This is a genomic window from Mesorhizobium sp. P2_D6, from assembly GCF_056404315.1.
This window is the reverse complement of record NZ_JBFUEG010000020.1, coordinates 71,736-94,088: the sequence shown is the minus strand read 5'-3', so window position 1 is coordinate 94,088 and position 22,353 is coordinate 71,736. Positions and strand designations below refer to the sequence as shown.

The following is a 22,353-nucleotide window of genomic DNA, read 5'->3' as shown; positions in this document are numbered from 1 at the left end:
GAGGGCGGCAGGCGCCGTCACCTCCGCCCATCCAGAGAGGCCAGAATGCACGACGCAATGTTCTTCACTCCGGTAGCCGTCAGCGTTGGCGCCGGCCACAAACGCATGCTCGCTTCGCTGTTCGAAATGCATGATTTCCTGACCGAATTTCCGCCGTCGCGCCGGCGCCTGAGCTACGGCGCCGCGGTAAAGGCCTGCGAGGCGGCACGTGCCGGCAAAATCTCGACTGAGGCCGCGCGCGATGCGCTGATCACCTTTGCGGTGACGGCGGGCATCCTCTGGCCACCCGTCCAGCCGATCATCTCGGTCAAGCCGGTCGCGCGCGGCTATGGTGGCTACGCCGCCTGAGACGGCTGCTGGACCAAACCTGACCAGAGAAAGATCAATCGGACTTGCCGGCCGACGTCGGTGAGGCTTCGGCCAGCCTCGCCGGCTGTGGGAGCTGTTCGGTGCTGCCGACAAACGGATAGGCAAGCTGCTGATGGTAGAGCGGCGGGACCGGGTCATCGGTGCCGTATTTCTGCGGCATCCTGTCGGGCATGAACAATGTGCCGCCCAGCATGTCGAGCAAAGGCAGCTGCCCGGCGAAATTCTTGTCCCAGGCTTCACGCTCATTGGCATGATGCCAGTGATGAAACTGCGGTGACGCCAGAAGCCATTTCAACGGACCGACCCTGATGCGCGTGTTCGAATGGATGAACAGCGACTGCCACTGATAGATCAGTGTGAAGATCAGTATGGCGATGCTCGAAAAATCGAGCGCGAAAACCGGAACGAACGAGGCCGATTTTGTCAGGATCTGGTCGACAGGATGGACGCGGTGCGCGGCCAGCCAATCCATCTCCTCGATGCTGTGGTGGATCGAATGGAAGCGCCACAGGAACGGAACGGCGTGAAAGGCGCGATGCGCCAGGTAGAAGCCGGTATCGGCCAGCACCAGAACCTCCACCGCCTGCAGCCAGACCGGTTGCGACTGCACTGCCTGCGTAAGCCCGGCCGGAACAAACTGGTGGAGCACCAGCATGGCTGTGCCGATCACGATGAGCAGGCCGACCTTGATGATAATGCCGTTGAACAGGAGGTAGACGACGTCGTTCAGCCAATGCCGGCGCGTCGATGATTGCTCCGCATGCAGCGGCAACAGCCGCTCCAGCGGAATGAAGATAAGCGCGATGACCAGCACCGCCTTGAGGTCTACGAGATCGGACACCCCTGCCCTCGCTGCAGCCGGAGATCGGCTCGCCAGAGATTAATAGCCAAGGGATGAACGGATTGTTGACGGGCCGCGCCGTGAACCGGCAGATTCAGACGCTCACGACAAGGAATGAGGCCTGCTGCAGTCGACATCGTGGACGGCAACAGCTCCACTGCGCTTTGTCAGGTCGGCGTTGCAGCCATCCGCCTGATCAGGCCTGCTCCGACCCCAGTCTCAATGGAACGTTGCCGGATCGCCGGTCAGCAGGCCGCGCGGCCCGGTTGTCTCAAAACTGACCTGGTCGCGCCCGTTCGACTTGGCCTTGTAGAGGTGCCGGTCGGCCGTCAGGAACATGTCGGCATAGGTTGTCGGCCCGCTGAAGGCGACGCCGCCGATGCTCACCGAGAGCGGACAAGGTCGTCCACCCGGAGCAAATTCGACCTCGCGGATGCGCCGCCGGATCCCCTCGGCGACCAGCCAGGACTGCGACGGGTCGGCGCCGGGCAGGAAAACGGCGAACTCCTCGCCGCCGATGCGTCCGACAATGTCGGCGCCGCGCAGCTGGGCCTTGATCGTCTCGGCGATCAGCTTCAGCGCCTGATCGCCGCAATCGTGACCCAGCCGATCGTTGATGGTCTTGAAATGGTCGGCGTCGACGATCAGTAAGGCGCCGGCATTGACGACGGCCTGGCTGCGCGCCTGGTCGAGATAGGCTTCGACCAGCATTGAAAACGCGCCGCGGTTGAACACCGCTGTCAGGCTGTCGGTCGCCGCGACGATGCTCAGCTCTTTCTGGGCGATGGCCAGCTGACGCATCTTGTACATCAGGAAAGAGAAGAACGATCCACCCAGCACAAGCGGCAGCAACAGGTCGGTGAGTTGCGCCCAGCGCAACGCATCAGGCGACAGCGACGAAAAATTGTAGGAATCGACGAAGAAGGCAGCCGCGATACAGATCGCCGTGCCGACAACTGTGACCGTTATGACCCTGCCCCAACTCGTGGGCGACAGATCGATCCGCATGCCATTCTCCCACCGTGTCCACCATTTAGCAGCAGGAACACAAATGAAATCCTAAAACCTCGCCTTCAATTGTAATGTGGTTAACAGCCCGTCGAAAGCACCGCCATCGCCGTGCAGATGCCGACGGTCACAAAAAGCCCGCCACTCGCGTGGCGGGCTTTCCGACTGGCCGGAGGCTTCTCGTCAGCGCATGTCCCTCGGGAAGTCCGGGGCATGCGGTAGGAGAGTGCCGTAAAGCCTCACGGCTGGTTCGACACTCCCGGCGAAACCCGTCTCAGCGACGGGAAATCATCAGGCACAGCTGCCGCAGGTCGCGGTCGTAGGTGCCCTCGCTGCTGAGCACATCGATGCAGCGCTTCTTCATGCGTGTCAGCTGGCTGCTCGACATGCTGGCGACGACCGACGGCGGGTTGTTCGGATTGTTGGGGTTATTCGGGTTGTTGGGGTTGTTCGGGTTGCCGATGCCGACGCCGACACCGACGTTGATGCCGTTGCCGACATTGACGCCAACACCGGCATTGATACCCCCGCTGCCGCCGACGGTGGCGCCAGCACCGGCATTGATGCCGTCACCAACCTTGGCGCCAGCACCAGCATTGATGCCGCTGCTACCGGCGACCGAGGCGCCGAGGCCCGCAGTAACGCCGCTGCTGCCGCCAATCTGGGCGCCGGCACCGGCCTTGACACCGCCGCTGCCGCCGACGGTGGCGCCAGCGCCGGCATTGATGCCGCCGCTACCGCCAACCGAGGCGCCAAGACCGGCATTGACACCGCCAGCACCGCCGATGGATGCGCCAGCACCGAGGCCAATTCCGCCTCCTGCATTCGCGGGAGCGGCAAAAACAACGATAATCGCACCTGCCGCTAGGGCTCTAGCGATTTTTTTGGTGATAGCCATGACACTCTCCTTTGTTGCCATTCCACTTTGTGCAATGCAACATGCCAGCAAATCGAAGCAGGCAGATGCTTATGCATCTAGAGCCACGTACGACGCGTCCTTTCAGTTTCTTTGTTTTTCTTTGAAGAAAGATCGTAGTTCTCAATGCGTGCATCTTCTTTCTAAAAAAAATATGGTTTTGTTTCAATATTTAAACTTTGTTGAATTCTATCAACAAAAACTCCACTGTAAGTTGGCTCGGGTAGTATCTGCGCCACGGAAGGGCGGAGCCAGTCACCGGACGGCGTTGCGCCTTGAAAACCGAGGGATTCAGAGCCTGACGTTATTCGTCGTCGGGGCATCGACAACCGGCGCATATGCACCGACCGCAGGGCAGCCCCAGCGAATCCACGAATGTGACGGTTGTCAGTCTAACGAAGAGCGGAGCGGTTCGGCGTTTCCGTGAAACGGTGAACCACTCCAGTGTCGCTCCAGTGTCTCCAAACCCGAAACGCGGCCAGGAGATCAGGCGTAGGCGCGGCCCTCCTCGCTGCGCTGGAACAGCACCAGATCGAGCGGCACGGATGGCCGGCCAAGCACGGTCAGGATCATGTGGGCATGGCCGCGATGATGGGTCTGATGGTTGAAGAAGTGGCTGAGCGCCGGCGCCAGTCGCTGCGAAACCGTGCGCATATCGGAAAGCGTCATGTAGGAGAAGCGGCCGGCAAGCGCCTTGTCGCTCATGCCGTCGATCCAGCCGATGATCCTCTTGTCCTCCGCCTCGCGCGCCTGCCACAGGACAGGCAAAGCACGGTGGAGGATGGCGTCGGTTCGCGACGGTGCGTCGCCCGTGCCGGTGAAGCGCTTCATCCAGACGCGGTCCGCGGCCAGCAGATGATTGAGCGTGCCGGCCATCGAGCCGAAGAAGGCGCCGACGTCCCTTTCGAATTCTTCGTCCACGAGATCGGCGACGGCACCGTAGATGCGGCCATTGGCCCATTGATTGTAGGCCGCAAACATCATGAAATGCTGTTTCATCTTTTCTTCCCGCCGACGAGTTTCGCTTCAGCCGCAGGCGCCTAATTAGACCGCGAGGACGCAGCCGCCAATGACCATTCTGTTCTATGAACTCGTCGGACGCGACACGACCCGTCCGTTCAGCCCGCATTGCTGGAAGGTTGCCATGGCGCTTGCACATAAAGGTCTGGACAGATCCAGCCTGCCGACCCGCTTTCTCGACGTGCCCAAGGTCGAGGGCGGTGTCTCGACGACCGTGCCGGTGATCCGCGACGGCGAGCGCGTGGTGGCCGATTCCTTCGCCATCGCGCTTTATCTGGACGAGACCTACCCCGAGCGGCCGACGCTGTTTGCCGGCGACGGCGGCAAGGCAATGGCGCGTTTCATCGAGCGCTGGTCGCAACTCACCATCCATCCCTATGTCACCACGGCCGCGCTGCTCGACATCCACGCCATGCAGGACGACGAGAACGCCGCCTATTTCCGCTCCAGCCGCGAGCAGCGTTTCGGCAAGCCACTGGAAGCGGTGACGGCCGCCCGCGATGCCGGGCTCGCCGGCTTCCGTGCCGCGCTGGAGCCGCTGCGTTCGATGCTCGGCTATCAGCCGTTCATCGGCGGCGCCTTGCCGCTCTTTGCCGATTACATCGTCTTCGGTGCGCTGCAATGGGCGCGCATTACCTCGCCCTATCACTTGCTCGACGAAAGCGACCTCGTTGCGCAATGGTTCGAACGCTGCCTCGACCTTCATGACGGCCTCGGCCGTACGGTGGAGGCGGCACAGTAAGGCAATAGGGCAATAAGGCAGTAGGGCAGTAGGTTACGGTGCTCGGATTGCCTCAACTAAACCTTTCCCCTACTGCCCTACTGCCCTACTGCCTTACTCCCTAGCGAGACCGCCATGCCGTCGCCCCCCGATTTCACCGCCGATTTTCGCGCCGGGTTCGTTACGCTGCTGCGCTGGCGCAGGGATGTGCGGCGCTTCGAACGGACGGCTTTGCCCGAGGGGACGCTGGAACGGCTGCTGGAGCTTGCCAGCATCGCGCCGTCCGTCGGGCTCAGCCAGCCATGGCGCTTCGTTGTGGTCGACAGCGCCGAACGGCGCGCTGCCGTGAGAGGCTCTTTCGAGCGCTGCAATGCCGAGGCGCTCACATGCTTTTCGGGCGAGCGCGCAGCGCTCTATGCCCGGCTGAAGCTTGCCGGTCTCAATGAAGCACCCTGCCAGTTCGCGGTTTTCGCCGACCGCTCAACTGAACAGGGCCACGGGCTCGGCCGCATGACCATGCCGGCGACCATCGACTATTCGGCCGTCATGGCGGTGCACACTCTGTGGCTGGCGGCGCGGGCAGAAGGCATCGGCATGGGCTGGGTGTCGATCCTCGACGCGGCCGAGATGGCCAAGATCCTCGACACACCGCCCGAATGGACACTGATCGGCTATTTCTGCCTTGGCTATCCCAGCGAGGAGCACGATGTGCCGACGCTGGAGCGTGAAGGCTGGGAGCGCCGGCAACCGCTCGTGCTGATCAGGCGGTAGGGCCGATCATTTTCTTTGGCGACAAGTCACTTCGCCTCATCCTTGGCGATGAGCCTGACGCAGATCGGGTCGCCTTTCGGCATCGGCGTACATTGCCATTCCGGGCCGAAGCCGAAATTCGTGTTCTTCCCAAGCCCGGGAAAGAACAACATGACAAGCGCGACGGCGGCAAATATCCCAACCATCAACAGGACGCCTTTGACATCCCTAGGTCTAAGGTTGTGCCGGTTCATTTCGTCGAAGATACTCCGCCGCCGCGCTCGCTGTTTAGCCGATATTCCTTCGGATCGGGCTTACTTGCAACAATTCCGCCCTTTGCCAGGGCACCAACCGGAATACGATCCGTAGGCGGTCGCGGCGCAATAGCCGGGTCGAGCGCCTCCCCTTGGCAATGCGCCGGGCGGCTTGTATAGAGCCCGCCACTCCCAATTCCACTCTTCATCACCCAATTCCTCTCTTCATCACAAGGACGACCAATGGCGATCGAACGCACCTTTTCCATGATCAAGCCGGACGCGACGCGGCGCAACCTTACCGGCGCCATCACCAGGATGCTGGAAGAGGCCGGCCTGCGCGTCATCGCTTCGCGCCGTGTGTGGATGAGCCGCCGTGAGGCGGAAGGCTTCTACGCCGTCCACAAGGATCGCCCGTTCTTTGGTGAGCTGGTGGAGTTCATGTCTTCGGCGCCGACCATCGTCCAGGTGCTGGAAGGCGAAAACGCCATTGCCAGGAACCGCGAAGTGATGGGCGCCACCAACCCGGCCAACGCCGCCGAGGGCACCATCCGCAAGGTCCACGCGCTGTCGATCGGCGAGAATTCGGTGCACGGCTCCGATGCGCCGGAAACCGCCGCACAGGAGATCAAGTACTGGTTCTCCGACACCGAGATCGTCGGCTGAGCCGACGCGAACGGAATGCATGCAAAAGGCCGGCGTTTCGCCGGCCTTTTTCTTTGGCGTCGGACCTCGCTGCACTCCCCCCGAAGATCGGCCTGCGCTAAGGTCGGATCACGCACCAGCGGACCCGACCATGACCAGTGCCATCCCCGGTTTCTTCCAGGGTACCGAGATGCCATCGAGCGGCTGGTGGGAGGCGCTGTGGCCTGATCCCGCCGGCGTGCTTGCGGCAACCGGGCTGAAGCCGGGCATGGAGGTGGTCGACCTCTGCTGCGGCGACGGCTGGTTCACGTTGCCGATCGCCGCCGTCGCCCGCCGTGTCATAGCCATCGATATCGATGCCGACCTGCTGGAGGCCGCGCAACAACGGCTGATCGGCGCCGGCGTGGCCAATTGCGAATTTGTCGCCGGCGACGCCTACGAACTCGCGAGCCTGGTGTCCCGCCCAGTCGACTTCGTCTTCATGGCCAACGCCTTCCACGGCGTGCCCGACCGGCCGCGGCTGGCACGTGCCGTGTGCGAAGCGCTCGCCCCCGGCGGACATTTTGCCATCGTCAACTGGCACCAGCACCCGCGCGAGACGACCACGGTGCTGGGCGAGCCGCGCGGCCCGCGAACCGAACTCAGGCTGTCGCCGCGACAGACCAGCGCGGATGTCGAAGCCGGCGGCCTGAAGCTTGTTAAACTGGTCGAGGTGCCGCCCTATCACTATGGGGCGCGGTTCGAGAAGGCGAAGCCGGTCTGAGCTCAACGAATGAGCGGCGTGTCCCAGAGGTCGCCGAGCAGCGTTTTCAGTTCCGTGAAACGCTTCTGCCCAAGCTCCTCGGCCCATTCGCGCTCGACGTCCAGCAAGATGTCGGCCATTTTCTGGTAGGCGGCGCGCCCACGGTCGGTGAAATGGACAATGGTCCCGCCGCTCTCGTCGGGTGCCGCCGAGCGGATGATGTAACCCATCGCTTCCAGTGTCTTCAGCAGCTGGTTCATAGCCTGCTTGCTCATCCCGGCGCGCTCGGCAAGCGCGCTAGGACGCATTCCATCCGGACCAGGATACTGTATGACTGCCATGTGTGGCGGGCTGAGATCCTCGAAACCCGATGCCCTGAGATCCCTAATCAGCTTGCGGTGAATGGCCATGGCCGGCACGCGCAGCAGCGCACCGATCAACGGTGGCTTCCTTGGCAGATCTTCCGTGGATGACGGTATTGACACTCGGGTAAATTGAGTTTACTCGTTTCGGTAAATTCGATTTACCACATTGGAGGATGGAATGCTAGACAAAGCCGGCCAGGTTCGCGTCAATCCTGCGGAGGAGACAATCAGCCATGGCGGCCTTGCCGTCCGCTTCCTCCTGACCGGCGACCAATCGAACGGCAGCATCGCCGCCTTCGAACTGACGGTCGCCGGCTCGCAGCGCCTGCCCGCCCCGGCACACAGCCACGACCACTATGAAGAGACGATGTACGGGATCGAAGGCACGCTGACGCTGACCGTCGACGGACACCGGCACGATATCGGGCCCGGCCAGGCACTGTGCATTCCGCGCGGCGCGGTTCACCGCTTCGACAACGACACCGCCGAGAACGCCAAGGTGCTTTGCGTGGTTACGCCGGCGGCGATCGGTCCGGACTATTTCCGCGAGGCCTTCGCCATCTTTGGCGCCGGCGGCCCGCCCGACCGCGCCAGGCTCATGGACCTGATGCGTCGGTTCGGCCTGACGCCGGCACCGCCGCCACCGCAGGCGTGATGCTCTCCAAAGTGGTCAACTGGCGGCGCGGCGTATTGGACGAACAAGAGTTCCCGCCGCCCCTCGCGGCGGGTTTCCTGTCACTTCGCTTGGCGCTCTTTCACATTTGCATGATCGTTCGCCGCTTCGGTGTCGGTGGCCGGTGTCTTGGTGTCGGCGCCGACAAACGGACTGCCCTGCCCAGGCGCCAGGTCGCCACTATGGCCGGCCTTGTTGGTCTGGAAGGGTTGGCTGTCAGGACTGAGACCATGCTGAAGTGCATTGAACAAATGGTCGTCGGCCCTGGCAAAGCCGGCGAAGGTAATCAGCGATACGCCTGTGGCGGCAAGGATAAGCGCGTGCTTTTTCATGTCTGGACTCCTTTTTGAGTGGCCAGATCGAGCCGCATTCGGTCTGGCGGCTTCAGTGAAGGGACATGTCCCTTTTGCCTACCCGCCATATGGGAAGTTAACGCTTCGCGCGGCCGGACTATTCCCGGCTGTCGCGTAATCCGGGTCGGAAAAGTCGCGAAGACGATTCCCACGCCGCCGCCACGCCCAGTCCGTCGACGTCAGCTTGCCGCGTTGAACCGCAGAATCTCGCGGCCGTCCTTGTCGGCGATGGTGAGCTTGCCAGCATCGATATGGTACGACGCCGCCTTGACCAACGCCTCGAACAGCGCCTTTTCCTCGGCCATCACCTCCGGCGCGCAGGCCTTGTAGGTCGAGCCGATGTCGCTGACGGCGATCGTTGAGCCGTCGACCTTGGCGGTGGCGAAATAGGCGTTGCAAGGGCCGCTACCGCCGGCTTTGCCGGCTTCGCTGACCCTGAACGTCGCCTTCGGTTGCGCGATCACACCGATGCCGTCGATATATTCGACCAGCCAGCTCTGATCGAACAGCGAGGCGGAGGTCGGCGTGTCGCTGGGCGCCACCATTTTCAGCACGATGGTCTGCCGCGCGTCGCTCAGCGGATCGACCTGATAGCGTGTGTCCGTTATGAACAGCAGCTTGTCGTCGGCGGTGATGCGCGCCTGCAGCGCGTAGGTCGTGTTGGGCCGGATCACCGTTGGATCGAAGCTGATCTCGAACTTGATCGGGACCTGGCCGGCCGGCGCCACCTTGCGTTCGCCGACAATGGCGGCCGGCGCATCGGCCAAAGACACATCGGCCAGCTGAACCGAAAGTACGGCGTTAGGCGGCAGCGCGATGCGCTCGCGATACATCACCTCGCCCTTCAGGGTTTTCTCGGCGGCGACCGACATTTCGGGAACGGCCAGCATGCCGACGACCAGCGGCACAAAACCGAAGACGAAGAATTCAGAGATCCTGCCCAGCATGCCCTTGCTCCCTTTTGCCAGATGCGATTTGGCTAGGCGAATGCGGTCAATGGAAGGCGGCTGCATGGCATTATTCCGGCTGCGGATCAGTCCGGCGGCGACTGTGTCCAGCGCGCCGCAGCCTGGTCGTCGGCGTCCTTGGCCTCGACCCAGCCGCCGTCGGTGCCGTCCAGGCGATGTTCCTTCTTCCAGAACGGCGCGCGAGATTTCAGGAAATCCATCAGGAAATTCGCCGCTTCAAACGCCGCCTGCCGGTGCGCGGAGGCCGCCACCACCAGCACGATGTTTTCGCCGGGTGCGATCTTGCCGTGGCGATGGATGACGGTGAGCCCTTGCAATGGCCAGTGTGCTATGGCTTCGGCGGCGATGCGGCCGATCTCGGCTTCGGCCATGCCGGGATAGTGTTCGAGCTCGAGTGCCGACAGCTGGCCCTGCTCGTCACGGCAGAGGCCTTGGAAAGACACCACGGCGCCGATGTCGGCGCGGCCCTGCGTCAGCCTGGTGATCTCGGCGGCAACGTCGAAATCCTCGCGCTGGATGCGCACCATCGGTACACCGGACACGGTGTCAGCCCCCGGTCATCGGCGGAAACAGCGCGATCTCGCGCGCGCCGGCGACCTTTTCCCGATGCTCGACATGTTCCTGGTTGATGGCGACGCGGATCACGTCGGGATATTGCAGCGCGTGCTCATACTCCTCGCCACGGGATTTCAGCCAGCGCAAGAGGTCGGCCACCGTCTCGATGCCGGCGGGCAATTCGACGTCTTCCTCAGGCTTGCCGATCCGTTCGCGCACCCAGGCAAAATAGATGAGCCGCGTGGTCATCTCACTCGTCCATGATGTGCTTGAGGCCGGCGCGGAAATAGTCGTAGCCGGTGTAGAGCGTGACCAGTGCGGCGATCCACAGCAGCACCAGCCCGGTCTGCGTGGTCAGCGGGAAGATCTTGTCGCCGGCAGGTCCGGCAAGCAGGAAAGCGATGGCGACCATCTGGATGGCGGTCTTCCATTTGGCGAGCTGGGTCACCGGCACCGAGACTTTCAGCGCCGCCAGATATTCGCGCAAGCCCGAGACCAGGATCTCGCGGCACAGGATGATGATCGCCGCCCACAGCGACCAGCCGGCGATGCCGGCGTGGCGGTCGGTGTCGGCGGCCAAGAGCAGCAGGCAGGTTGCGACCAGCAGTTTGTCGGCTATCGGATCGAGCATCTTGCCGATGTTGGAGGTCTGCTGCCAGGCGCGCGCCAGATAGCCGTCGAGATAATCGGTGACAGAGGCCAGCAGGAAGATGATCAGCGCCGACCAGCGGGCGAAGTCGCTCGATTTCAGATGCCCTTCGAGAAAAAAGCACAGCACCACCAGCGGCACCGCGACGATGCGGGCGTAGGTGAGCATGTTGGGCAGGTTGAACGCGCGCTTGGCCATATCGGAGGGACTCTTTCTGCCTGCGTACTCAAATCAGAACCGGATGTAGGGGGTCAACAGCCGAGATTCGATTGGCCAGACGAAAATAGCACCCCGGCGGTCAGCTTTCGTGGAAATGGTTGTAGACCAGTTTCGCCACCTGCTCGGAAATGCCGTCGACCTTGACCAGATCCTCGACTGCCGCACGGCTGACCGCCTTGGCGGTGCCGAAGGCCAGCAGCAAGGCGCGCTTGCGGCCGGGACCGATACCGGCGATCTCGTCCAGCGGGCTCTTGACCAATTCCTTCTTGCGCCGCGCGCGGTGCGAACCGATGGCAAAGCGGTGGACCTCGTCGCGCAGCCGCTGGACGAAATAGAGCACGGGGTCACGCACCGGGAGCGAAAAAGAGTCCCTGCCCTTGACGAAGAAGCGTTCGCGGCCGGCATCGCGGTCTTGGCCCTTGGCGATGCCGATCGCGACGACCCGGTCCTCGATGCCGAGATCGGCGAGGATCTTGCGCACCGCACTCATCTGGCCCTGGCCGCCATCGATCAGGATGACGTCGGGCCAGGCCGGGAAACTGCCGGAAATGTCGTCCTCGATATCGTCGGCCGCCTCGCCTGCGGCCGCATCGTCGGCCACAGCGACATCGCCATGCTCCTTAAGCAGCCTTGAAAAACGCCGCTCCATCACCTCGCGCATCATGCCGAAGTCGTCGCCGGGGGTGATCTCGGTCGAGCGGATGTTGAATTTCCGGTACTGGTTCTTCACGAAACCTTCCGGCCCGGCCACCACCATGGCGCCGACGGCATTGGTGCCCATAATGTGCGAATTGTCGTAGACCTCGATGCGCACGGGCGGCTTCGGCAGGCCGAAGGTCTCGGCAAAGCCGGCGAGCAGCCTGCCTTGCGTCGAGGTTTCGGCCAGCCGTCGGCCGAGCGCCTCGCGGGCATTTTGCAGCGCGTTGTCGGTCAAATCCTTCTTCTCGCCGCGCTGCGGCACCGAGATCGACACTTTGCGGCCGGCGCGGGTGGAAAGCGCCTCGGCCAGCAGTTCCTGGTCCTGGACGGCTCGCGACAGAAGAATGTTCCGCGGCGTCGGCTTGTCGTCATAGAACTGCGCCAGGAACGAGCCCAGCACTTCTGCCCCCTCCAGCGCCGGATCGGCCTTGGGGAAATAGGCGCGATTGCCCCAGTTCTGGCCGGTGCGGAAGAAGAACACCTGGATGCAGACCTGGCCGCCCTCCTGGTGGATGGCGAAGACATCGGCCTCGTCGACCGTTGCCGGGTTGATGCCCTGATGGCTCTGCACATGCGACAGCGCCGCTAGCCGGTCGCGATAGATGGCGGCGCGCTCGAAATCGAGCTCCTGCGACGCCTGTTGCATGGCTTCAGAGATCTCGGTCTTCACCTTCTGGCTGCGGCCGGACAGAAAATCCTTCGCCTCGGCGACAAGCTCGGCATAGTCACTGTGCGATATCTCGCCGGTGCAAGGACCGGCACAGCGCTTGATCTGGTAGAGCAGGCACGGCCGCGTGCGGTTCTCGTAGAACGAGTTGGTGCAGCTTCTGAGCAGGAAGGCGCGCTGCAGCGAATTGATGGTGCGCCCGACGGCGCCGGCCGAGGCAAACGGGCCGAAATAGTCGCCCTTGCGCGAGCGCGCACCGCGATGCTTGTAGATACCGGGCGAGACATGATCGCCGGTCAACAGGATGTAAGGGAACGATTTGTCATCCCGCATCAACACATTGAATCGCGGCCGCAAGCGCTTGATAAGATTGGCTTCGAGCAGCAACGCTTCGATCTCGGTGCGGGTGACGACGAACTCCATCGTCGACGTCTCCCGCACCATGCGGCCGATGCGGGCGGTGTGGAACCGGCCTTGCGCGTAGTTGGTCACCCGCTTCTTCAGGCTGCGCGCCTTGCCGACATAAAGCACGTCGCCGGCTGCGTTCATCATGCGGTAGACGCCGGGCGCATTGGGCAGCCGCTTGACCAGCGTCTGGATGACCTCGGCGCCGACCATGCCGTCGGCGTCGCCGGCATGCGGCGCCCAGTCGATCGCGGTGAAGGCGACATCGGGGCCGGCGGCCTCGGGCTCGACGATCTCCTCGGCCGCCTCGTCCTCGAGGTCGATGTCGGGCGGCATATCGTCAGCGGCGCCGGCACGCGTCTTGTGTTTCTGGTCTGCGGGACTCATTCCACCATGCCTGTCACATCCGGCGTCTGCCATGCAAGATGCTGGCCGCCGTCGAGCGCGATCATCTGGCCGGTCACCGAGCGCGCCTCCCAGAGATAGCGGATGGTGGCGCCGAATTCGGCCAGTTGCGGGCCGCGCTTCAGGATCAGGCCGTCGACCTGCTTGTCGAAATCGTGATCTTCCTGGCGCGCATTCTTCAGGGTCGGGCCGGGGCCGATGGCGTTGACGCGGATGCGCGGACCGAGCGCCTGCGCCAGCATCTCGGTCTGCGTCCACAGAGCCGACTTCGACAGCGCGTAGGAGAAATAGCGCGGCGTCGGCCGCCAGACGCGCTGGTCGATGATGTTGACGATCAGCCCCTCCTGCCCTTGCGGCAAGGCACGGGCGAAGTTCTGTGCCAGCAGCGCCGGCGTCTTCACATGGATGGCGAAATGGCGGTCCCAGGCGGTCCAGTCGAAGTCCTCGACGCTGTCGTCGACGAACAGCGACGCGTTGTTGACCAGAAGCGTGACCGGGCCGAGCGCTGCCTCGGCGCGGCCGACGAGATCGCCGACGGCGGCCATGTCGGTCAGGTCGGCGGCAACCACGGCGGCGCGGCCGCCCTCGCCCCTGATGTGCGCGGCGAGCGCGTCAGCCTCGGCGCCCGAGCGATTGGCATGGATGGCGACGGCAAAGCCATGCGCGGCCAGATCCTCGACGATCGCCTTGCCGATCCGCTTTGCCCCGCCCGTCACCAGCGCCACACCTGTGGCTTCGATCATCTGTCAATCCTCAATCTGCGCCCCAATTCCGCTAGCCGGCACATTGTGACGCGTCCAGGGGTTAAATGCCGTTTCCACCTGGGGCAGGAATGTGGCGAAACGGCTTTTTCAGCGCCTGGACCCGTCCGGATTCGGGCCGGCAGGACCGCAATATAGGACGCTGGACTCCTTGCACCAAGCCGAGTGCAGTGCAGCATCGCAAGCGTGCTGACATTTCGCTGTTGCGAAGATGCAACGTCAAGCTTCAGCCTCATTCGCGCCGGGGAATGACCCAGTTTCAGGTTCGCTGCCGCCGCATTTTGACACGACATTCGGAACCGTTGAGTGCCAGATCCGTTTCATCCCCCGGACGGGTTGATGGCGTTCAAGACAAACAAGCCTACGTGTCTTGTGGCTTAAGGAGTAAACAACAATGCAAGCCAATCTCAAATTCGCGCCAATCGCGGTCGCGCTCGGGCTCTTCGCCCTCAGCGGCACTGCTTTTGCCGCTGACGTCGTCTCGGAAGAGCCCCCGGCACCTGCCCCGGTTGCCGAACTCCCCGTCGCTTCCTGGGCCGGTCCCTACGCCGGTATCAGCGCCGGCTACGGTTTCAGCGGTCATGCCAAGGTCCACGACGGCGGCCCCGACATCAAGACCAAGGGCTTTGTCGGCGGCGTTTTCGGCGGCTATCAGTGGCAGCAGGAAAACTTCGTGTATGGTGCTGAAGCCGATCTCGGCTACAACGGCGTCAAGGGTGACAGCGGCGGCGTCAATTCCAAGGGCGGCTTCGAAGGCTCGCTGCGCGCCCGTCTCGGCTACGCTGTGACCCCCGAAATCCTGCTCTATGGCACTGGCGGTGGCGCCCTGAAGAACCAGAAGATCTCGGTTCCGGGCGACAGCGACAGCAACACCATGCTTGGCTGGACGGCCGGCGTCGGCACCGACATCAAGATCACCGACAATGTGTTCGGCCGTGTCGAGTACCGCTACACCGACTTCGGTTCCAAGAGCTTCGACAGTGTCGGCACCAAGGTCAAGGAAAGCGACAACCGCGTCACCTTCGGCGTCGGTATGAAGTTCTAACTGTCGTTCAAGCCACGACACAAGAAAGCCGGGCCTCGCGCCCGGCTTTTTTTGTAGCTCTTGCCTTCTCCCCTCATCCGACCTCGCTTCGCGAGGCCACCTTCCCCCCGGCACCTCACGCCGGCGCGGACCCCTTCAGCTCCGGAAACTTATCGTCGAAGCGCGCAGCCCAGCGGGTCAGCCGGCCGCGGCCCTTTTCCCATTTGCCGGCGAAGCGCAGCGAGAGATAGCCAAGGCAGGCGCGCAGCGCCAGCTGGCCGAGCGTGATCTTCTTCGGCAGTTTCGGCGGATTGGCGTTGAGGAGGTCGAGTGCGGCGGTGATCTTCGTCCACTGGCGATCGAGCCAGGGCTGATAGACCATCTCGTCGGGCCGCGTGCGCCGCTCATAAACCATCGACAGCGCGCAGTCGCAGATACCGTCGGCCAGCGCTTCCAGCACTTCGGTTTCGAGCCGCTTGTCGGCATTGCGCGGCAACAACAGATTCTTCGATGCGCGGTTGAGGTGCTGGGTGATGGCGCGGCTGTCGTGGATCGAGCGGCCGTCGTCGAGCACCAGCACCGGGATCTTGCCGAGCGGATTGGCCGATATCAATTCGGCCGGCTTGTCCTCGGTCTTGATTGGCACCAGGTCAACAGCGATGCCGGCATAGAGTGCCGCCATGCGCACCTTGGAGCTGTAAGGGGATGAGGACGCGTAGAGCAGCTTCGGCATGATCGGTTCCCTGTTTCGCAGACAGCGAGTTTCTACCGATCGACATCTACAGGCAAATGCCAGCGGAAGAAAAACTGGCCGCCAGAGGAACAGTTATCGAGAGTGTGGTCTGCTCAGGGCAACAAAAAAGCCCCGCCGGACTTCGCCGTGAGGCGAAGTCCTGGGAGCTGCGAAAGATAGAGTACGTTCGCCCCTCTTTTCGTGCGCCATAACACCGAGGCGGAGAGCGCGGCGTATCCAAGGCGCCCGCTCTCATGTCCCGGCATCGTCCCCGGCGCGCGAAGAAACGCGATTACTTTTTCGCGGCCTTCGCAGGCGCTGCCTTCTTGGCAGGCGCTGCTTTCTTCACGGCTGCGGTAGACTTCGCAGCGGCGGCCTTGGCCGGAGCCTTGGCAGGTGCCTTCTTCGCGGCGGGTTTCGCCGCAGCCTTGGCAGCCGGCTTCTTGGCAGGCGCCGCCTTCTTTGCCGGTGCAGCCTTGGCCTTGGCCGGTGCTGCCTTCTTCACTGCGGGTTTCGCCGCAGCCTTCGCAGCCGGCTTCTTAGCCGGTGCCGCTTTTGCCTTGGGCGCTGCCGCCTTCGGCTTGGCAGCAGGTGCTGCCTTCTTCACTGCAGTTGCCGCTTTCGCCGCCACTGCCTTTACTGGTGCTTTCTTTGCCGGTGCCTTGGATGCCGGCGCTTTGGATGACGTCTTAGCCATGCGATGCCCCTTGCGTTTGTGCCGTTGGCCGTTAGTGACCCGGCGAGCCTATGCATATCTGACTCGCGCGTGTCTAGCCAGCGAAGCATTACGCAGATTAAATTTCGGTTACACCGAGAGCATGTCCGCGCTGATCGACAGCGAAAGCGGCGAAGATTCTTCGCGCGTCACAGCGAACTTTTGCAGAAGAATTTCTGAGCGTTGCGACTCATGCGATCTTCTCGTCAAGCTCACAGTCTCTTGCGGCGGCGCCGATCGCGCGTGGTCATCAGCGGCTTGTCGGGCTGCGAAAACCATCGCATTCCCTCGACTGATCTTGCTTGATCAAGGCGACAACAAAAACAGCACGAAACTATATGTAAGCTTCTTGCTCGCATTTATTTTTAGCGAGATGTGGGCACCTAACCCGGCGAACGATTCGGATCCGTGACGAAGCGGAAACCTGAAGCCGGCGGGACAGCACCCCCTCGGCCCTGCCGGCATCTCCCCCGCAAGGAGGAGATTGGATGTCGCGTCGGCCTTCGGCAATCAACCCGCGTCGCAAGAATGAGCGAGGCGCCGAGGTTGCTGATCTCCCACCTTGCGGGGAGATGGCCGGCAGGCCAGAGGGGGGTATGGCGGATCACTACGTCTGTCCGGCGTAGCCGCACTTCCCTTGGATTGTAAGGCTTTCAGGCACTACACCCCAACGGGCTCACGTATCACCTGCAATCGCCGCGAGGGCTCTGTCTGGTGGAGGTGGACGGCAAACGTATCCCATGGCGGTGTGACGCCAATCTGCACCATGATCCGCCCGATCTCACCGCGATGGTAGCCGCCATGGGTGACGATATGGGTCAGCATTTCCTCGCGCGACATCATCGCCCTGTCGCCGTCGGTGAAGACAAAGGGCACAGGCTGCGACAGAAGTTCTGTCGGCACAGCGTCCAGATAGTCGAGATACCAGCGGTCCATCGCAGCGATATCGGCGCCGAGTTCATCGAGCGACGGCGTGGTCTCGGTGTTGTCGGACGCGTAGCCATGACGCGTGCCGGAAAGATGCGCCGAAAATATTCTCGACACGACGAGATTGTGGTTGAGCAGACGGATCGCAGCATGACGTTCCTTCGCATGCTTCTGCTGATCCAGGCTCGCGAGCTTCTCAAGCAACTCGCCATTGGCCCAGGCTTGATAGACGAAGAGACTGCGAAGCAGATCCAGCGCGCTCATGGATCGTATCCTTTCCAAAAAATGTGAGTATGTTGTCCATATTCTTGGCTGATGGAGCGGACATGTCTACTCGCATTGCAAAGCCGCGCTCGCGCATGCGCAAGCAGCCGCGCCAGGCGCGTTCGCGCGCAACTGTCGAAGCGATCATCGAAGCCGGCGCTCATGTTCTGAGCGCGCTCGGCTGGGCCGGCTTCACCACCAACAAGGTGGCCGAAGCCGCCGGTGTCAGCATCGGCTCGCTCTATCAATATTTTCCCGACAAGCTGTCGCTGGTCGAGGCAATTCGCCGGCGACATTTTGACCAAGTGTTGTCGGTGATCGCCGAATCAGCAGAAGGCGACAAGCCGCTCAAGCGATTCGCGCAGGAGCTGGTGCGCGGCATGATCGAGGCGCACAGCATCCATCCGACCCTACATCAGGTGCTGCTCGACGAGGCGCCGGGCGATCGCGGCTCGCGCGCCGCTCATGCCTCGTTCCAGTCGCGCTATCTCGACCACTATACGGCGGCGGTAGCGCAGTATCGCCGGCGCAGGAAGGACAATGAGACCGTGGCGCGGGTGCTGTCCTCGGCGGTCGAAGGCGTCATCCACAATGCCGCGCGGCGCGACATGCTCGATGCGCCGGAGTTGCAGAAGCAACTCGTCGAGCTGATCTGCGCTTATGTGTCGGGTTCCGGCCGCAGCGCATGAGCAGAATAGCGCGATCGAGATCCCTCACCGCTCATGGCTGATAGCCGAGGCAGATGGCGCCAAGCGCGACGACGGCGCAGGCACTGATGCGCCGCGGTGTCAGTTGCTCGCCGAGGAAGAGCCGACCGATGAAGGCGGCAAAGACAACGCTGGTTTCGCGGATGGCGGTGATGGGGCCGGCCGGGCCGAGTGCGAAAGCGGCGACCACGACGGCATAAGCAAGCAGCGCGAACAAGCCACCGGCGAGAGCCTTGCGGGTTTCGGGCGCGCTGAAGTTGACGACGAGCCTGCCGCGCAGGACGATGAAGGTCGCCGGCAGCAAGGCGCCGTAGATCAGCAGCACCCAGGCGGTGTAGGCGGCCGCTGTCGCCCGCCACGCGCACGCCGATGGCGTCGACCGTCGCGTAGGCCGCGATGATCGCGCCGGTCGCCAGTGCGTAAAGGATCGAGGTCGTCGATGCCCTGCCCCTGCCGAGCGACAGGCCCATGATGCCGCAGGCGACCAGCGTGACGCCGACGATCTCGGGCCTTGTGAGCTGCTGGCCGGCCAGCACGAAACCGCCGAGTGTAACCAGCAGCGGTACGCTGCCGCGCACGATCGGATAGACCTGCCCCAGTTCGCCACAGCGGTAGGCGGCGACCAGGAACACGCTGTAACCGACCTGGAGGCCGGCCGAGAGCGCGACATAGGGCCAGGCGCCGGTCGCGGGAAGCGCATGGAAAAGCGCCATTGGAATGGCGATGAGCGCGCTCGAAAAGCTCATGACGGTGACCGTCCATAGCCTGTCGGCTCCGGTCCGCAGGAAGGCGTTCCAGCCGGCGTGCAGAACGGCCGCGAACAGCGCGAGCGCAATGACCGTCGCGCTCATTGCGCTGTACGCGCGCTGGCTATGACGGCATCGGCCGCCTTGCGGGCGCTATCGATGGCGGCTTCGGCCTCGCCCATCTGCGCCATCAGCGTCGCGCCCTCGATCAGCATCAGCAGCGCCGCCGCAGCGCCCTCGGCCCGCTTTGACGGCATCACCGCCTCGAGGATCGCCTGCATGCGCCGCTTGAGGCCGTTCTTCTGCCTGGCGACGGCCTGGAACACTGGATGGCCGCGATCGCCGAACTCGGCCAGTGCATGCGCGAACAGGCAGCCGTGGAAATCGGGACTTCTGAACCAGCGCTCATGCCAGTCGAAGATCTTGGCGATCTGGCGCTCCGGCGTGGCGACCTCTTGCGCAAGCTGGTCGAGCTGACGCTCGAAACGGCGGGCGCGATAGTCGAGCACCTCGACGATCAGTTCGTCCTTGCTCGGAAAGTGGCGATACATCGTCATCTTCGCCACATCGGCCTCGGCAATGATGCGGTCGATGCCGGTGGCATGGAAGCCGGCGCGCTTGAACAGGGTGTAGGCTGTTTCGACGACGTGCTGGCGTTTGTCGATCGCAGGCGATGGCGTCATGGTCTTCCACCAGTGGTGAGACAGGTCTGTCTAGTATTTATGAGACCAATCAGGCCGGCTGTCAACACGCCAAACGAAAACGCCTGGGGATCTCGCCGCAGGCGTTAAAGGTGGAGAAAGGTACTGCGCTCAGCGCAGGACGCGGCAGCGGCCGTTGTAGACCATCCAGCGGTCGAAGCCCGAGACGCAGAATTCGACATTGTCGCCGATCGAGGCAAAACCCTGGCCTTCCTCGATCAGGTACCAGATGGTGCGGGCACGGCCATCGGAGAGGCTGACGGTGGCGCCGCAATAGCGGCGGCCGATCGGCCATTCTTCACTGGCTGGCAGGTACCGATGCTGGTGAATGCGCTGGAAATCGGTGATCGAGACATCAGGCAGATGCGGCACGTGATGCACCTGATAGGAGAAGCGGCTGGAGATCTTGTTCAGCACCCAAGCCTGCCCGCAGACACCGCTATCCTCGTCGGAATAGACGGAAAGGTCGGCAGCCTGCGCCGTCTGGGTGATGCCAAGGGGTGCGGCCAGCGGCGTGCAAAGCGAAATCAGGGCAGCAAGAGCGGATTTGGCAAAGCGAGTCATGGCAGCCTCTCAAAGGTCGACTGCGCGCACTGTGCGGATTCGACGGCGCGCGGTCAAGCGGTTGCGCAGACGATGGTTTCCCGCTTCGCAACCGGTTTTGCCGATGCGAAGCTGAGAAACCTTCGCCCTGAGCCTTTGTAGAACCCGCCTTCCCTGTCTTAGGGAAAGCGGCCTGCCGTAGCCGGCGCGCTGTCGCTGGACACGGCAAGCATGACTTCGCTGGAGGTTGCGGGCGCATGCGGCGCCCCCAAGCGAAGCGTTGCTATTCCCCGGCCAGCCATTCCAGCGACCAGTGCGCCGGCTTTTCGACCGCCAGCAGTGTGTGCAGAGCCGGCAGCACGATGCGCAGGTCTCGCTCCAGCGTGAAGGGTGGGTTGACCACCACCATGCCGCTGCCGTCGAGGCTCGGGTCTCGCGACGCAGGCCGGATCTCGAACTCGATGTCGAGCAGCTTCGCGACACCGGATTGCTTGAGAGCCTTGCGGAAGGCGATAATCGCCTTGCGGTCCTTGATCGGATACCACAGCGCATAGATGCCACCCGGCCAGCGCTTGTGTGCTCTTTGCATCCCGTCGACGAGGCGGTCGAATTCGCCGGCTTCCTCGAAGGGCGGATCGATAAGAACCAGCCCACGCTTTTCCTTCGGCGGCAGATGCGCGCCGAGGGCCAGCCAGCCGTCGAGCTCGATCACCCTCGTCTGGAAATCGCCGGCAAACAGGGTCTTCAGCCTGGCAGCATCATCGCCATGCAGTTCGATCGCCGACAGCCGATCCTGCTTGCGCATGAGATGGCGGGCGATGAGTGGTGAGCCCGGATATTTCCTCACGCCACCATCGGGATTGAGCGAACGCACGGCTTCGAGATAGGGGGCAAGCAGCGCAGCCGCCGATTTGTCCAACGGGGCGTCGATCAGGCGGCCGATGCCGCCCTGCCATTCGCCGGTCTTTTGCGCTTCCGTCGACGACAGATCATAACGGCCAATGCCGGCATGAGTGTCGATGACACGGAACGCCTTGTCCTTCTGCTTTAGATAGTCGAGCAGAAGGCTGAGCACGACATGCTTGACGACATCGGCGAAATTTCCGGCGTGATAGGCGTGACGGTAATTCATGCTGCACTCACGTCGAGGAGCCCCTGCCCCAGCGCGGCGGTGGCGGCTTCGAGTTGGGGTTCTCCGGCCGGCTGCTGCCGAAACGCAACGATAGCAGGAAGCCGATCAGGCCGACGGCGATCAACCCATAGCCGACCGGCCGGGCGCGGCCGTCGATCTCGCCGGTACCGGCGCGCAGCACCAGGTCCACCGCCCGCATCGGGATATCATCGGCATCGCCCGGGCCGACGGTGAAGAGATAGGAGCCGGGGCTGACGGTCGCGATCACGCCGGCCTCGTCGCGAAAGATCTTGTCGGGCAGTTGCGGGCTGACCTGGCGCGGATTGTCTGAGTGGTTGAACTGCAGCGTCGAGGCGAGCACAGTCTTGCCACCGGTTGCCGCGGTCAACGTCAAGATAGTGCGCTGCTGCGAGACGATGCGCTCGGCCCGCGCTGTCAGGTCGACCAGCACCCTGACCGGCGCGTCGCTTGACGAGAGCGCCACCGTCACCGGCTTGAAGCGGCCCTGCTCGTAGACCCTGTAGCTGCCGACCTCATGGCCGGAGAAATTCGTCATCGCCCAGGGGTAGACGAGGCCGATGGCGATACCGGCGAGCAGGATCAGGACAAACAGAAAACGCATTGAGAATAACCCGAGTGTTCGACCAGCTTGCCAATAGCGCTCCAAGGATCAAAAGGCGATGGCCTGCGTAGCGAGCCTCGTCCCTCCAAGACAAAGATAATAGCCAAATGAATGTTTGCGCGGATTTGGCCAAGCGAGTTGCCCGCCGTCCAATTGCATCGGCGTCATTGGCCGCGTCGCAACGCTAAAGGATTTCTACCTATGCGCTCATAAGCCATCGCTAATGTCTATATAAATGGATGGTGCCAGGACCT

At 62.9% G+C, this 22,353-nt stretch carries 31 protein-coding genes and 1 pseudogene; 11 read left to right on the top strand and 21 right to left on the bottom strand.

All coding sequences use genetic code 11. The features are described 5' to 3' along the window. Positions 1-45: 45 nt before the first annotated feature. On the top strand, positions 46-348 hold the full coding sequence (locus AC1D1L_RS28890; protein WP_477344644.1) for a DUF982 domain-containing protein: 303 nt from the start codon (positions 46-48) through the stop codon (positions 346-348). 34 nt (positions 349-382) lie between these two features. Here AC1D1L_RS28890 and AC1D1L_RS28885 read toward each other — a convergent pair whose 3' ends face one another. The 3 genes from AC1D1L_RS28885 to AC1D1L_RS28875 form a co-directional block, all read right to left on the bottom strand. Beyond that, positions 383-1,210 carry a sterol desaturase family protein gene (locus AC1D1L_RS28885; RefSeq protein ID WP_477344643.1) on the bottom strand — a complete coding sequence of 276 codons (828 nt, stop codon included), beginning with the start codon at positions 1,208-1,210 and terminating at the stop codon, positions 383-385. A 219-nt stretch (positions 1,211-1,429) separates the two neighbouring features. Further along, the gene (locus AC1D1L_RS28880; protein ID WP_477344641.1) at positions 1,430-2,218 is read right to left on the bottom strand and encodes a GGDEF domain-containing protein; all 789 of its coding nucleotides are present in this window, start codon (positions 2,216-2,218) and stop codon (positions 1,430-1,432) included. Between the two features lie 274 nt (positions 2,219-2,492). Beyond that, the gene (locus AC1D1L_RS28875; RefSeq protein ID WP_477344639.1) at positions 2,493-3,116 is read right to left on the bottom strand and encodes a hypothetical protein; all 624 of its coding nucleotides are present in this window, start codon (positions 3,114-3,116) and stop codon (positions 2,493-2,495) included. Between AC1D1L_RS28875 and AC1D1L_RS28870 the strand changes: the two genes are divergently transcribed. Further along, a complete protein-coding gene (locus tag AC1D1L_RS28870) occupies positions 3,115-3,561 on the top strand; it encodes a hypothetical protein (protein ID WP_477344637.1) in 447 nt (148 codons plus the stop codon). The two genes, AC1D1L_RS28875 and AC1D1L_RS28870, sit on opposite strands and share 2 nt — an antisense overlap. A gap of 59 nt (positions 3,562-3,620) precedes the next feature. Here AC1D1L_RS28870 and AC1D1L_RS28865 read toward each other — a convergent pair whose 3' ends face one another. Beyond that, positions 3,621-4,133, bottom strand: a complete 513-nt coding sequence (locus tag AC1D1L_RS28865) for a DinB family protein (RefSeq protein ID WP_352585144.1) — start codon at positions 4,131-4,133, stop codon at positions 3,621-3,623. Between the two features lie 70 nt (positions 4,134-4,203). Here AC1D1L_RS28865 and AC1D1L_RS28860 point away from each other — a divergent pair, with 70 nt between their 5' ends. Both AC1D1L_RS28860 and bluB read left to right on the top strand, forming a co-directional pair. After that, positions 4,204-4,896: a glutathione S-transferase family protein gene (locus AC1D1L_RS28860; protein ID WP_477344636.1), complete on the top strand. Its 693-nt coding sequence runs from the start codon at positions 4,204-4,206 to the stop codon at positions 4,894-4,896. A 114-nt stretch (positions 4,897-5,010) separates the two neighbouring features. Continuing rightward, entirely contained in the window at positions 5,011-5,646 is a 636-nt protein-coding gene (bluB, locus tag AC1D1L_RS28855; protein ID WP_477344635.1) for a 5,6-dimethylbenzimidazole synthase, read from the top strand. Between the two features lie 26 nt (positions 5,647-5,672). On the opposite strand, the gene AC1D1L_RS28850 is transcribed toward bluB, so the two are convergent. Continuing rightward, entirely contained in the window at positions 5,673-5,831 is a 159-nt protein-coding gene (locus AC1D1L_RS28850; RefSeq protein WP_477344634.1) for a hypothetical protein, read from the bottom strand. Positions 5,832-6,122: 291 nt separating this feature from the next. On the opposite strand from AC1D1L_RS28850, the gene ndk reads away from it, so the two are divergent. Both ndk and AC1D1L_RS28840 read left to right on the top strand, forming a co-directional pair. Next, positions 6,123-6,545, top strand: a complete 423-nt coding sequence (gene ndk / locus AC1D1L_RS28845) for a nucleoside-diphosphate kinase (RefSeq protein WP_192259008.1) — start codon at positions 6,123-6,125, stop codon at positions 6,543-6,545. A 130-nt stretch (positions 6,546-6,675) separates the two neighbouring features. Next, complete coding sequence (locus AC1D1L_RS28840) at positions 6,676-7,287, top strand: class I SAM-dependent methyltransferase (protein WP_477344633.1); 612 nt, start codon at positions 6,676-6,678, stop codon at positions 7,285-7,287. A gap of 2 nt (positions 7,288-7,289) precedes the next feature. Here the strand turns inward: AC1D1L_RS28840 and AC1D1L_RS28835 are convergent, their stop codons facing one another. After that, on the bottom strand, positions 7,290-7,706 hold the full coding sequence (locus AC1D1L_RS28835; RefSeq protein WP_477344632.1) for a MarR family winged helix-turn-helix transcriptional regulator: 417 nt from the start codon (positions 7,704-7,706) through the stop codon (positions 7,290-7,292). A 103-nt stretch (positions 7,707-7,809) separates the two neighbouring features. On the opposite strand from AC1D1L_RS28835, the gene AC1D1L_RS28830 reads away from it, so the two are divergent. Continuing rightward, positions 7,810-8,286: a cupin domain-containing protein gene (locus AC1D1L_RS28830; protein WP_477344631.1), complete on the top strand. Its 477-nt coding sequence runs from the start codon at positions 7,810-7,812 to the stop codon at positions 8,284-8,286. Positions 8,287-8,366: 80 nt separating this feature from the next. On the opposite strand, the gene AC1D1L_RS28825 is transcribed toward AC1D1L_RS28830, so the two are convergent. From AC1D1L_RS28825 to AC1D1L_RS28795, 7 genes are all read right to left on the bottom strand, one after another. Further along, positions 8,367-8,636, bottom strand: a complete 270-nt coding sequence (locus AC1D1L_RS28825) for a hypothetical protein (protein ID WP_477344630.1) — start codon at positions 8,634-8,636, stop codon at positions 8,367-8,369. A gap of 200 nt (positions 8,637-8,836) precedes the next feature. Beyond that, complete coding sequence (locus AC1D1L_RS28820; RefSeq protein WP_477344629.1) at positions 8,837-9,604, bottom strand: YbaY family lipoprotein; 768 nt, start codon at positions 9,602-9,604, stop codon at positions 8,837-8,839. 86 nt (positions 9,605-9,690) lie between these two features. Next, positions 9,691-10,152: a molybdenum cofactor biosynthesis protein MoaE gene (locus AC1D1L_RS28815; RefSeq protein WP_477344656.1), complete on the bottom strand. Its 462-nt coding sequence runs from the start codon at positions 10,150-10,152 to the stop codon at positions 9,691-9,693. Between the two features lie 19 nt (positions 10,153-10,171). Continuing rightward, positions 10,172-10,429: a molybdopterin converting factor subunit 1 gene (moaD, locus tag AC1D1L_RS28810; protein ID WP_112560833.1), complete on the bottom strand. Its 258-nt coding sequence runs from the start codon at positions 10,427-10,429 to the stop codon at positions 10,172-10,174. Between the two features lies 1 nt (position 10,430). Then, on the bottom strand, positions 10,431-11,027 hold the full coding sequence (gene pgsA / locus AC1D1L_RS28805; protein ID WP_027034531.1) for a CDP-diacylglycerol--glycerol-3-phosphate 3-phosphatidyltransferase: 597 nt from the start codon (positions 11,025-11,027) through the stop codon (positions 10,431-10,433). 100 nt (positions 11,028-11,127) lie between these two features. Continuing rightward, entirely contained in the window at positions 11,128-13,206 is a 2,079-nt protein-coding gene (gene uvrC / locus AC1D1L_RS28800) for an excinuclease ABC subunit UvrC (protein WP_477344628.1), read from the bottom strand. Then, a complete protein-coding gene (locus tag AC1D1L_RS28795) occupies positions 13,203-13,967 on the bottom strand; it encodes an SDR family oxidoreductase (RefSeq protein WP_477344627.1) in 765 nt (254 codons plus the stop codon). Before AC1D1L_RS28795 ends, uvrC begins: the two co-directional genes overlap by 4 nt. A 412-nt stretch (positions 13,968-14,379) precedes the next feature. Here AC1D1L_RS28795 and AC1D1L_RS28790 point away from each other — a divergent pair, with 412 nt between their 5' ends. Then, entirely contained in the window at positions 14,380-15,030 is a 651-nt protein-coding gene (locus AC1D1L_RS28790; protein ID WP_192259000.1) for an outer membrane protein, read from the top strand. 115 nt (positions 15,031-15,145) lie between these two features. On the opposite strand, the gene AC1D1L_RS28785 is transcribed toward AC1D1L_RS28790, so the two are convergent. After that, on the bottom strand, positions 15,146-15,742 hold the full coding sequence (locus AC1D1L_RS28785) for a glutathione S-transferase family protein (protein ID WP_477344626.1): 597 nt from the start codon (positions 15,740-15,742) through the stop codon (positions 15,146-15,148). Between the two features lie 254 nt (positions 15,743-15,996). Here AC1D1L_RS28785 and AC1D1L_RS28780 point away from each other — a divergent pair, with 254 nt between their 5' ends. Next, positions 15,997-16,869 (top strand): hypothetical protein, encoded by an 873-nt coding sequence (locus AC1D1L_RS28780; protein ID WP_477344625.1) that lies wholly within the window; start codon positions 15,997-15,999, stop codon positions 16,867-16,869. A gap of 248 nt (positions 16,870-17,117) precedes the next feature. Here the strand turns inward: AC1D1L_RS28780 and AC1D1L_RS28775 are convergent, their stop codons facing one another. Next, the gene (locus tag AC1D1L_RS28775; RefSeq protein WP_477344624.1) at positions 17,118-17,648 is read right to left on the bottom strand and encodes a DinB family protein; all 531 of its coding nucleotides are present in this window, start codon (positions 17,646-17,648) and stop codon (positions 17,118-17,120) included. Positions 17,649-17,710: 62 nt separating this feature from the next. On the opposite strand from AC1D1L_RS28775, the gene AC1D1L_RS28770 reads away from it, so the two are divergent. Then, positions 17,711-18,337: a TetR/AcrR family transcriptional regulator gene (locus tag AC1D1L_RS28770; protein WP_477344623.1), complete on the top strand. Its 627-nt coding sequence runs from the start codon at positions 17,711-17,713 to the stop codon at positions 18,335-18,337. 31 nt (positions 18,338-18,368) lie between these two features. On the opposite strand, the pseudogene AC1D1L_RS28765 reads toward AC1D1L_RS28770, so the two are convergent. Further along, positions 18,369-19,140, bottom strand: a pseudogene (locus tag AC1D1L_RS28765) (EamA family transporter). Here AC1D1L_RS28765 and AC1D1L_RS28760 point away from each other — a divergent pair. Continuing rightward, positions 19,079-19,231 (top strand): hypothetical protein, encoded by a 153-nt coding sequence (locus AC1D1L_RS28760; protein WP_477344660.1) that lies wholly within the window; start codon positions 19,079-19,081, stop codon positions 19,229-19,231. The pseudogene AC1D1L_RS28765 and the gene AC1D1L_RS28760 overlap by 62 nt on opposite strands. On the opposite strand, the gene AC1D1L_RS28755 is transcribed toward AC1D1L_RS28760, so the two are convergent. The 5 genes from AC1D1L_RS28755 to AC1D1L_RS28735 all read right to left on the bottom strand — a co-directional run bounded on the left by AC1D1L_RS28755 (position 19,203) and on the right by AC1D1L_RS28735 (position 22,099). Beyond that, positions 19,203-19,784 (bottom strand): TetR/AcrR family transcriptional regulator, encoded by a 582-nt coding sequence (locus AC1D1L_RS28755; protein WP_477344622.1) that lies wholly within the window; start codon positions 19,782-19,784, stop codon positions 19,203-19,205. The two genes, AC1D1L_RS28760 and AC1D1L_RS28755, sit on opposite strands and share 29 nt — an antisense overlap. A gap of 129 nt (positions 19,785-19,913) precedes the next feature. Further along, positions 19,914-20,366: a hypothetical protein gene (locus AC1D1L_RS28750; RefSeq protein WP_477344621.1), complete on the bottom strand. Its 453-nt coding sequence runs from the start codon at positions 20,364-20,366 to the stop codon at positions 19,914-19,916. 158 nt (positions 20,367-20,524) lie between these two features. Then, positions 20,525-20,647 (bottom strand): hypothetical protein, encoded by a 123-nt coding sequence (locus AC1D1L_RS28745; RefSeq protein WP_477344620.1) that lies wholly within the window; start codon positions 20,645-20,647, stop codon positions 20,525-20,527. Then, positions 20,629-21,477, bottom strand: coding sequence for a 23S rRNA (adenine(2030)-N(6))-methyltransferase RlmJ (locus AC1D1L_RS28740; protein ID WP_477344619.1), 849 nt, complete (start codon positions 21,475-21,477; stop codon positions 20,629-20,631). The genes AC1D1L_RS28745 and AC1D1L_RS28740 overlap by 19 nt, the downstream gene beginning before the upstream one ends. 7 nt (positions 21,478-21,484) lie before the next feature. Further along, on the bottom strand, positions 21,485-22,099 hold the full coding sequence (locus AC1D1L_RS28735) for a hypothetical protein (protein ID WP_477344618.1): 615 nt from the start codon (positions 22,097-22,099) through the stop codon (positions 21,485-21,487). Positions 22,100-22,353 lie beyond the last annotated feature (254 nt).

What these genes read in the sequence shown, in the direction of transcription:
- AC1D1L_RS28890 (WP_477344644.1), top strand. Translation starts at nt 46, where the DNA reads ATGCACGACGCAATGTTCTTCACTCCGGTAGCCGTCAGCGTTGGCGCC.
- AC1D1L_RS28880 (WP_477344641.1), bottom strand. Translation starts at nt 2,218, where the DNA reads ATGCGGATCGATCTGTCGCCCACGAGTTGGGGCAGGGTCATAACGGTC.
- AC1D1L_RS28870 (WP_477344637.1), top strand. Translation starts at nt 3,115, where the DNA reads ATGACACTCTCCTTTGTTGCCATTCCACTTTGTGCAATGCAACATGCC.
- AC1D1L_RS28875 (WP_477344639.1), bottom strand. Translation starts at nt 3,116, where the DNA reads ATGGCTATCACCAAAAAAATCGCTAGAGCCCTAGCGGCAGGTGCGATT.
- AC1D1L_RS28865 (WP_352585144.1), bottom strand. Translation starts at nt 4,133, where the DNA reads ATGAAACAGCATTTCATGATGTTTGCGGCCTACAATCAATGGGCCAAT.
- AC1D1L_RS28860 (WP_477344636.1), top strand. Translation starts at nt 4,204, where the DNA reads ATGACCATTCTGTTCTATGAACTCGTCGGACGCGACACGACCCGTCCG.
- bluB (WP_477344635.1), top strand. Translation starts at nt 5,011, where the DNA reads ATGCCGTCGCCCCCCGATTTCACCGCCGATTTTCGCGCCGGGTTCGTT.
- AC1D1L_RS28850 (WP_477344634.1), bottom strand. Translation starts at nt 5,831, where the DNA reads ATGGTTGGGATATTTGCCGCCGTCGCGCTTGTCATGTTGTTCTTTCCC.
- ndk (WP_192259008.1), top strand. Translation starts at nt 6,123, where the DNA reads ATGGCGATCGAACGCACCTTTTCCATGATCAAGCCGGACGCGACGCGG.
- AC1D1L_RS28840 (WP_477344633.1), top strand. Translation starts at nt 6,676, where the DNA reads ATGACCAGTGCCATCCCCGGTTTCTTCCAGGGTACCGAGATGCCATCG.
- AC1D1L_RS28830 (WP_477344631.1), top strand. Translation starts at nt 7,810, where the DNA reads ATGCTAGACAAAGCCGGCCAGGTTCGCGTCAATCCTGCGGAGGAGACA.
- AC1D1L_RS28825 (WP_477344630.1), bottom strand. Translation starts at nt 8,636, where the DNA reads ATGAAAAAGCACGCGCTTATCCTTGCCGCCACAGGCGTATCGCTGATT.
- AC1D1L_RS28820 (WP_477344629.1), bottom strand. Translation starts at nt 9,604, where the DNA reads ATGCTGGGCAGGATCTCTGAATTCTTCGTCTTCGGTTTTGTGCCGCTG.
- AC1D1L_RS28815 (WP_477344656.1), bottom strand. Translation starts at nt 10,152, where the DNA reads ATGGTGCGCATCCAGCGCGAGGATTTCGACGTTGCCGCCGAGATCACC.
- moaD (WP_112560833.1), bottom strand. Translation starts at nt 10,429, where the DNA reads ATGACCACGCGGCTCATCTATTTTGCCTGGGTGCGCGAACGGATCGGC.
- pgsA (WP_027034531.1), bottom strand. Translation starts at nt 11,027, where the DNA reads ATGGCCAAGCGCGCGTTCAACCTGCCCAACATGCTCACCTACGCCCGC.
- uvrC (WP_477344628.1), bottom strand. Translation starts at nt 13,206, where the DNA reads ATGAGTCCCGCAGACCAGAAACACAAGACGCGTGCCGGCGCCGCTGAC.
- AC1D1L_RS28795 (WP_477344627.1), bottom strand. Translation starts at nt 13,967, where the DNA reads ATGATCGAAGCCACAGGTGTGGCGCTGGTGACGGGCGGGGCAAAGCGG.
- AC1D1L_RS28790 (WP_192259000.1), top strand. Translation starts at nt 14,380, where the DNA reads ATGCAAGCCAATCTCAAATTCGCGCCAATCGCGGTCGCGCTCGGGCTC.
- AC1D1L_RS28785 (WP_477344626.1), bottom strand. Translation starts at nt 15,742, where the DNA reads ATGCCGAAGCTGCTCTACGCGTCCTCATCCCCTTACAGCTCCAAGGTG.
- AC1D1L_RS28780 (WP_477344625.1), top strand. Translation starts at nt 15,997, where the DNA reads ATGTCCCGGCATCGTCCCCGGCGCGCGAAGAAACGCGATTACTTTTTC.
- AC1D1L_RS28775 (WP_477344624.1), bottom strand. Translation starts at nt 17,648, where the DNA reads ATGAGCGCGCTGGATCTGCTTCGCAGTCTCTTCGTCTATCAAGCCTGG.
- AC1D1L_RS28770 (WP_477344623.1), top strand. Translation starts at nt 17,711, where the DNA reads ATGTCTACTCGCATTGCAAAGCCGCGCTCGCGCATGCGCAAGCAGCCG.
- AC1D1L_RS28760 (WP_477344660.1), top strand. Translation starts at nt 19,079, where the DNA reads ATGAGCGCGCTCGAAAAGCTCATGACGGTGACCGTCCATAGCCTGTCG.
- AC1D1L_RS28755 (WP_477344622.1), bottom strand. Translation starts at nt 19,784, where the DNA reads ATGACGCCATCGCCTGCGATCGACAAACGCCAGCACGTCGTCGAAACA.
- AC1D1L_RS28750 (WP_477344621.1), bottom strand. Translation starts at nt 20,366, where the DNA reads ATGACTCGCTTTGCCAAATCCGCTCTTGCTGCCCTGATTTCGCTTTGC.
- AC1D1L_RS28745 (WP_477344620.1), bottom strand. Translation starts at nt 20,647, where the DNA reads ATGGCTGGCCGGGGAATAGCAACGCTTCGCTTGGGGGCGCCGCATGCG.
- AC1D1L_RS28740 (WP_477344619.1), bottom strand. Translation starts at nt 21,477, where the DNA reads ATGAATTACCGTCACGCCTATCACGCCGGAAATTTCGCCGATGTCGTC.
- AC1D1L_RS28735 (WP_477344618.1), bottom strand. Translation starts at nt 22,099, where the DNA reads ATGCGTTTTCTGTTTGTCCTGATCCTGCTCGCCGGTATCGCCATCGGC.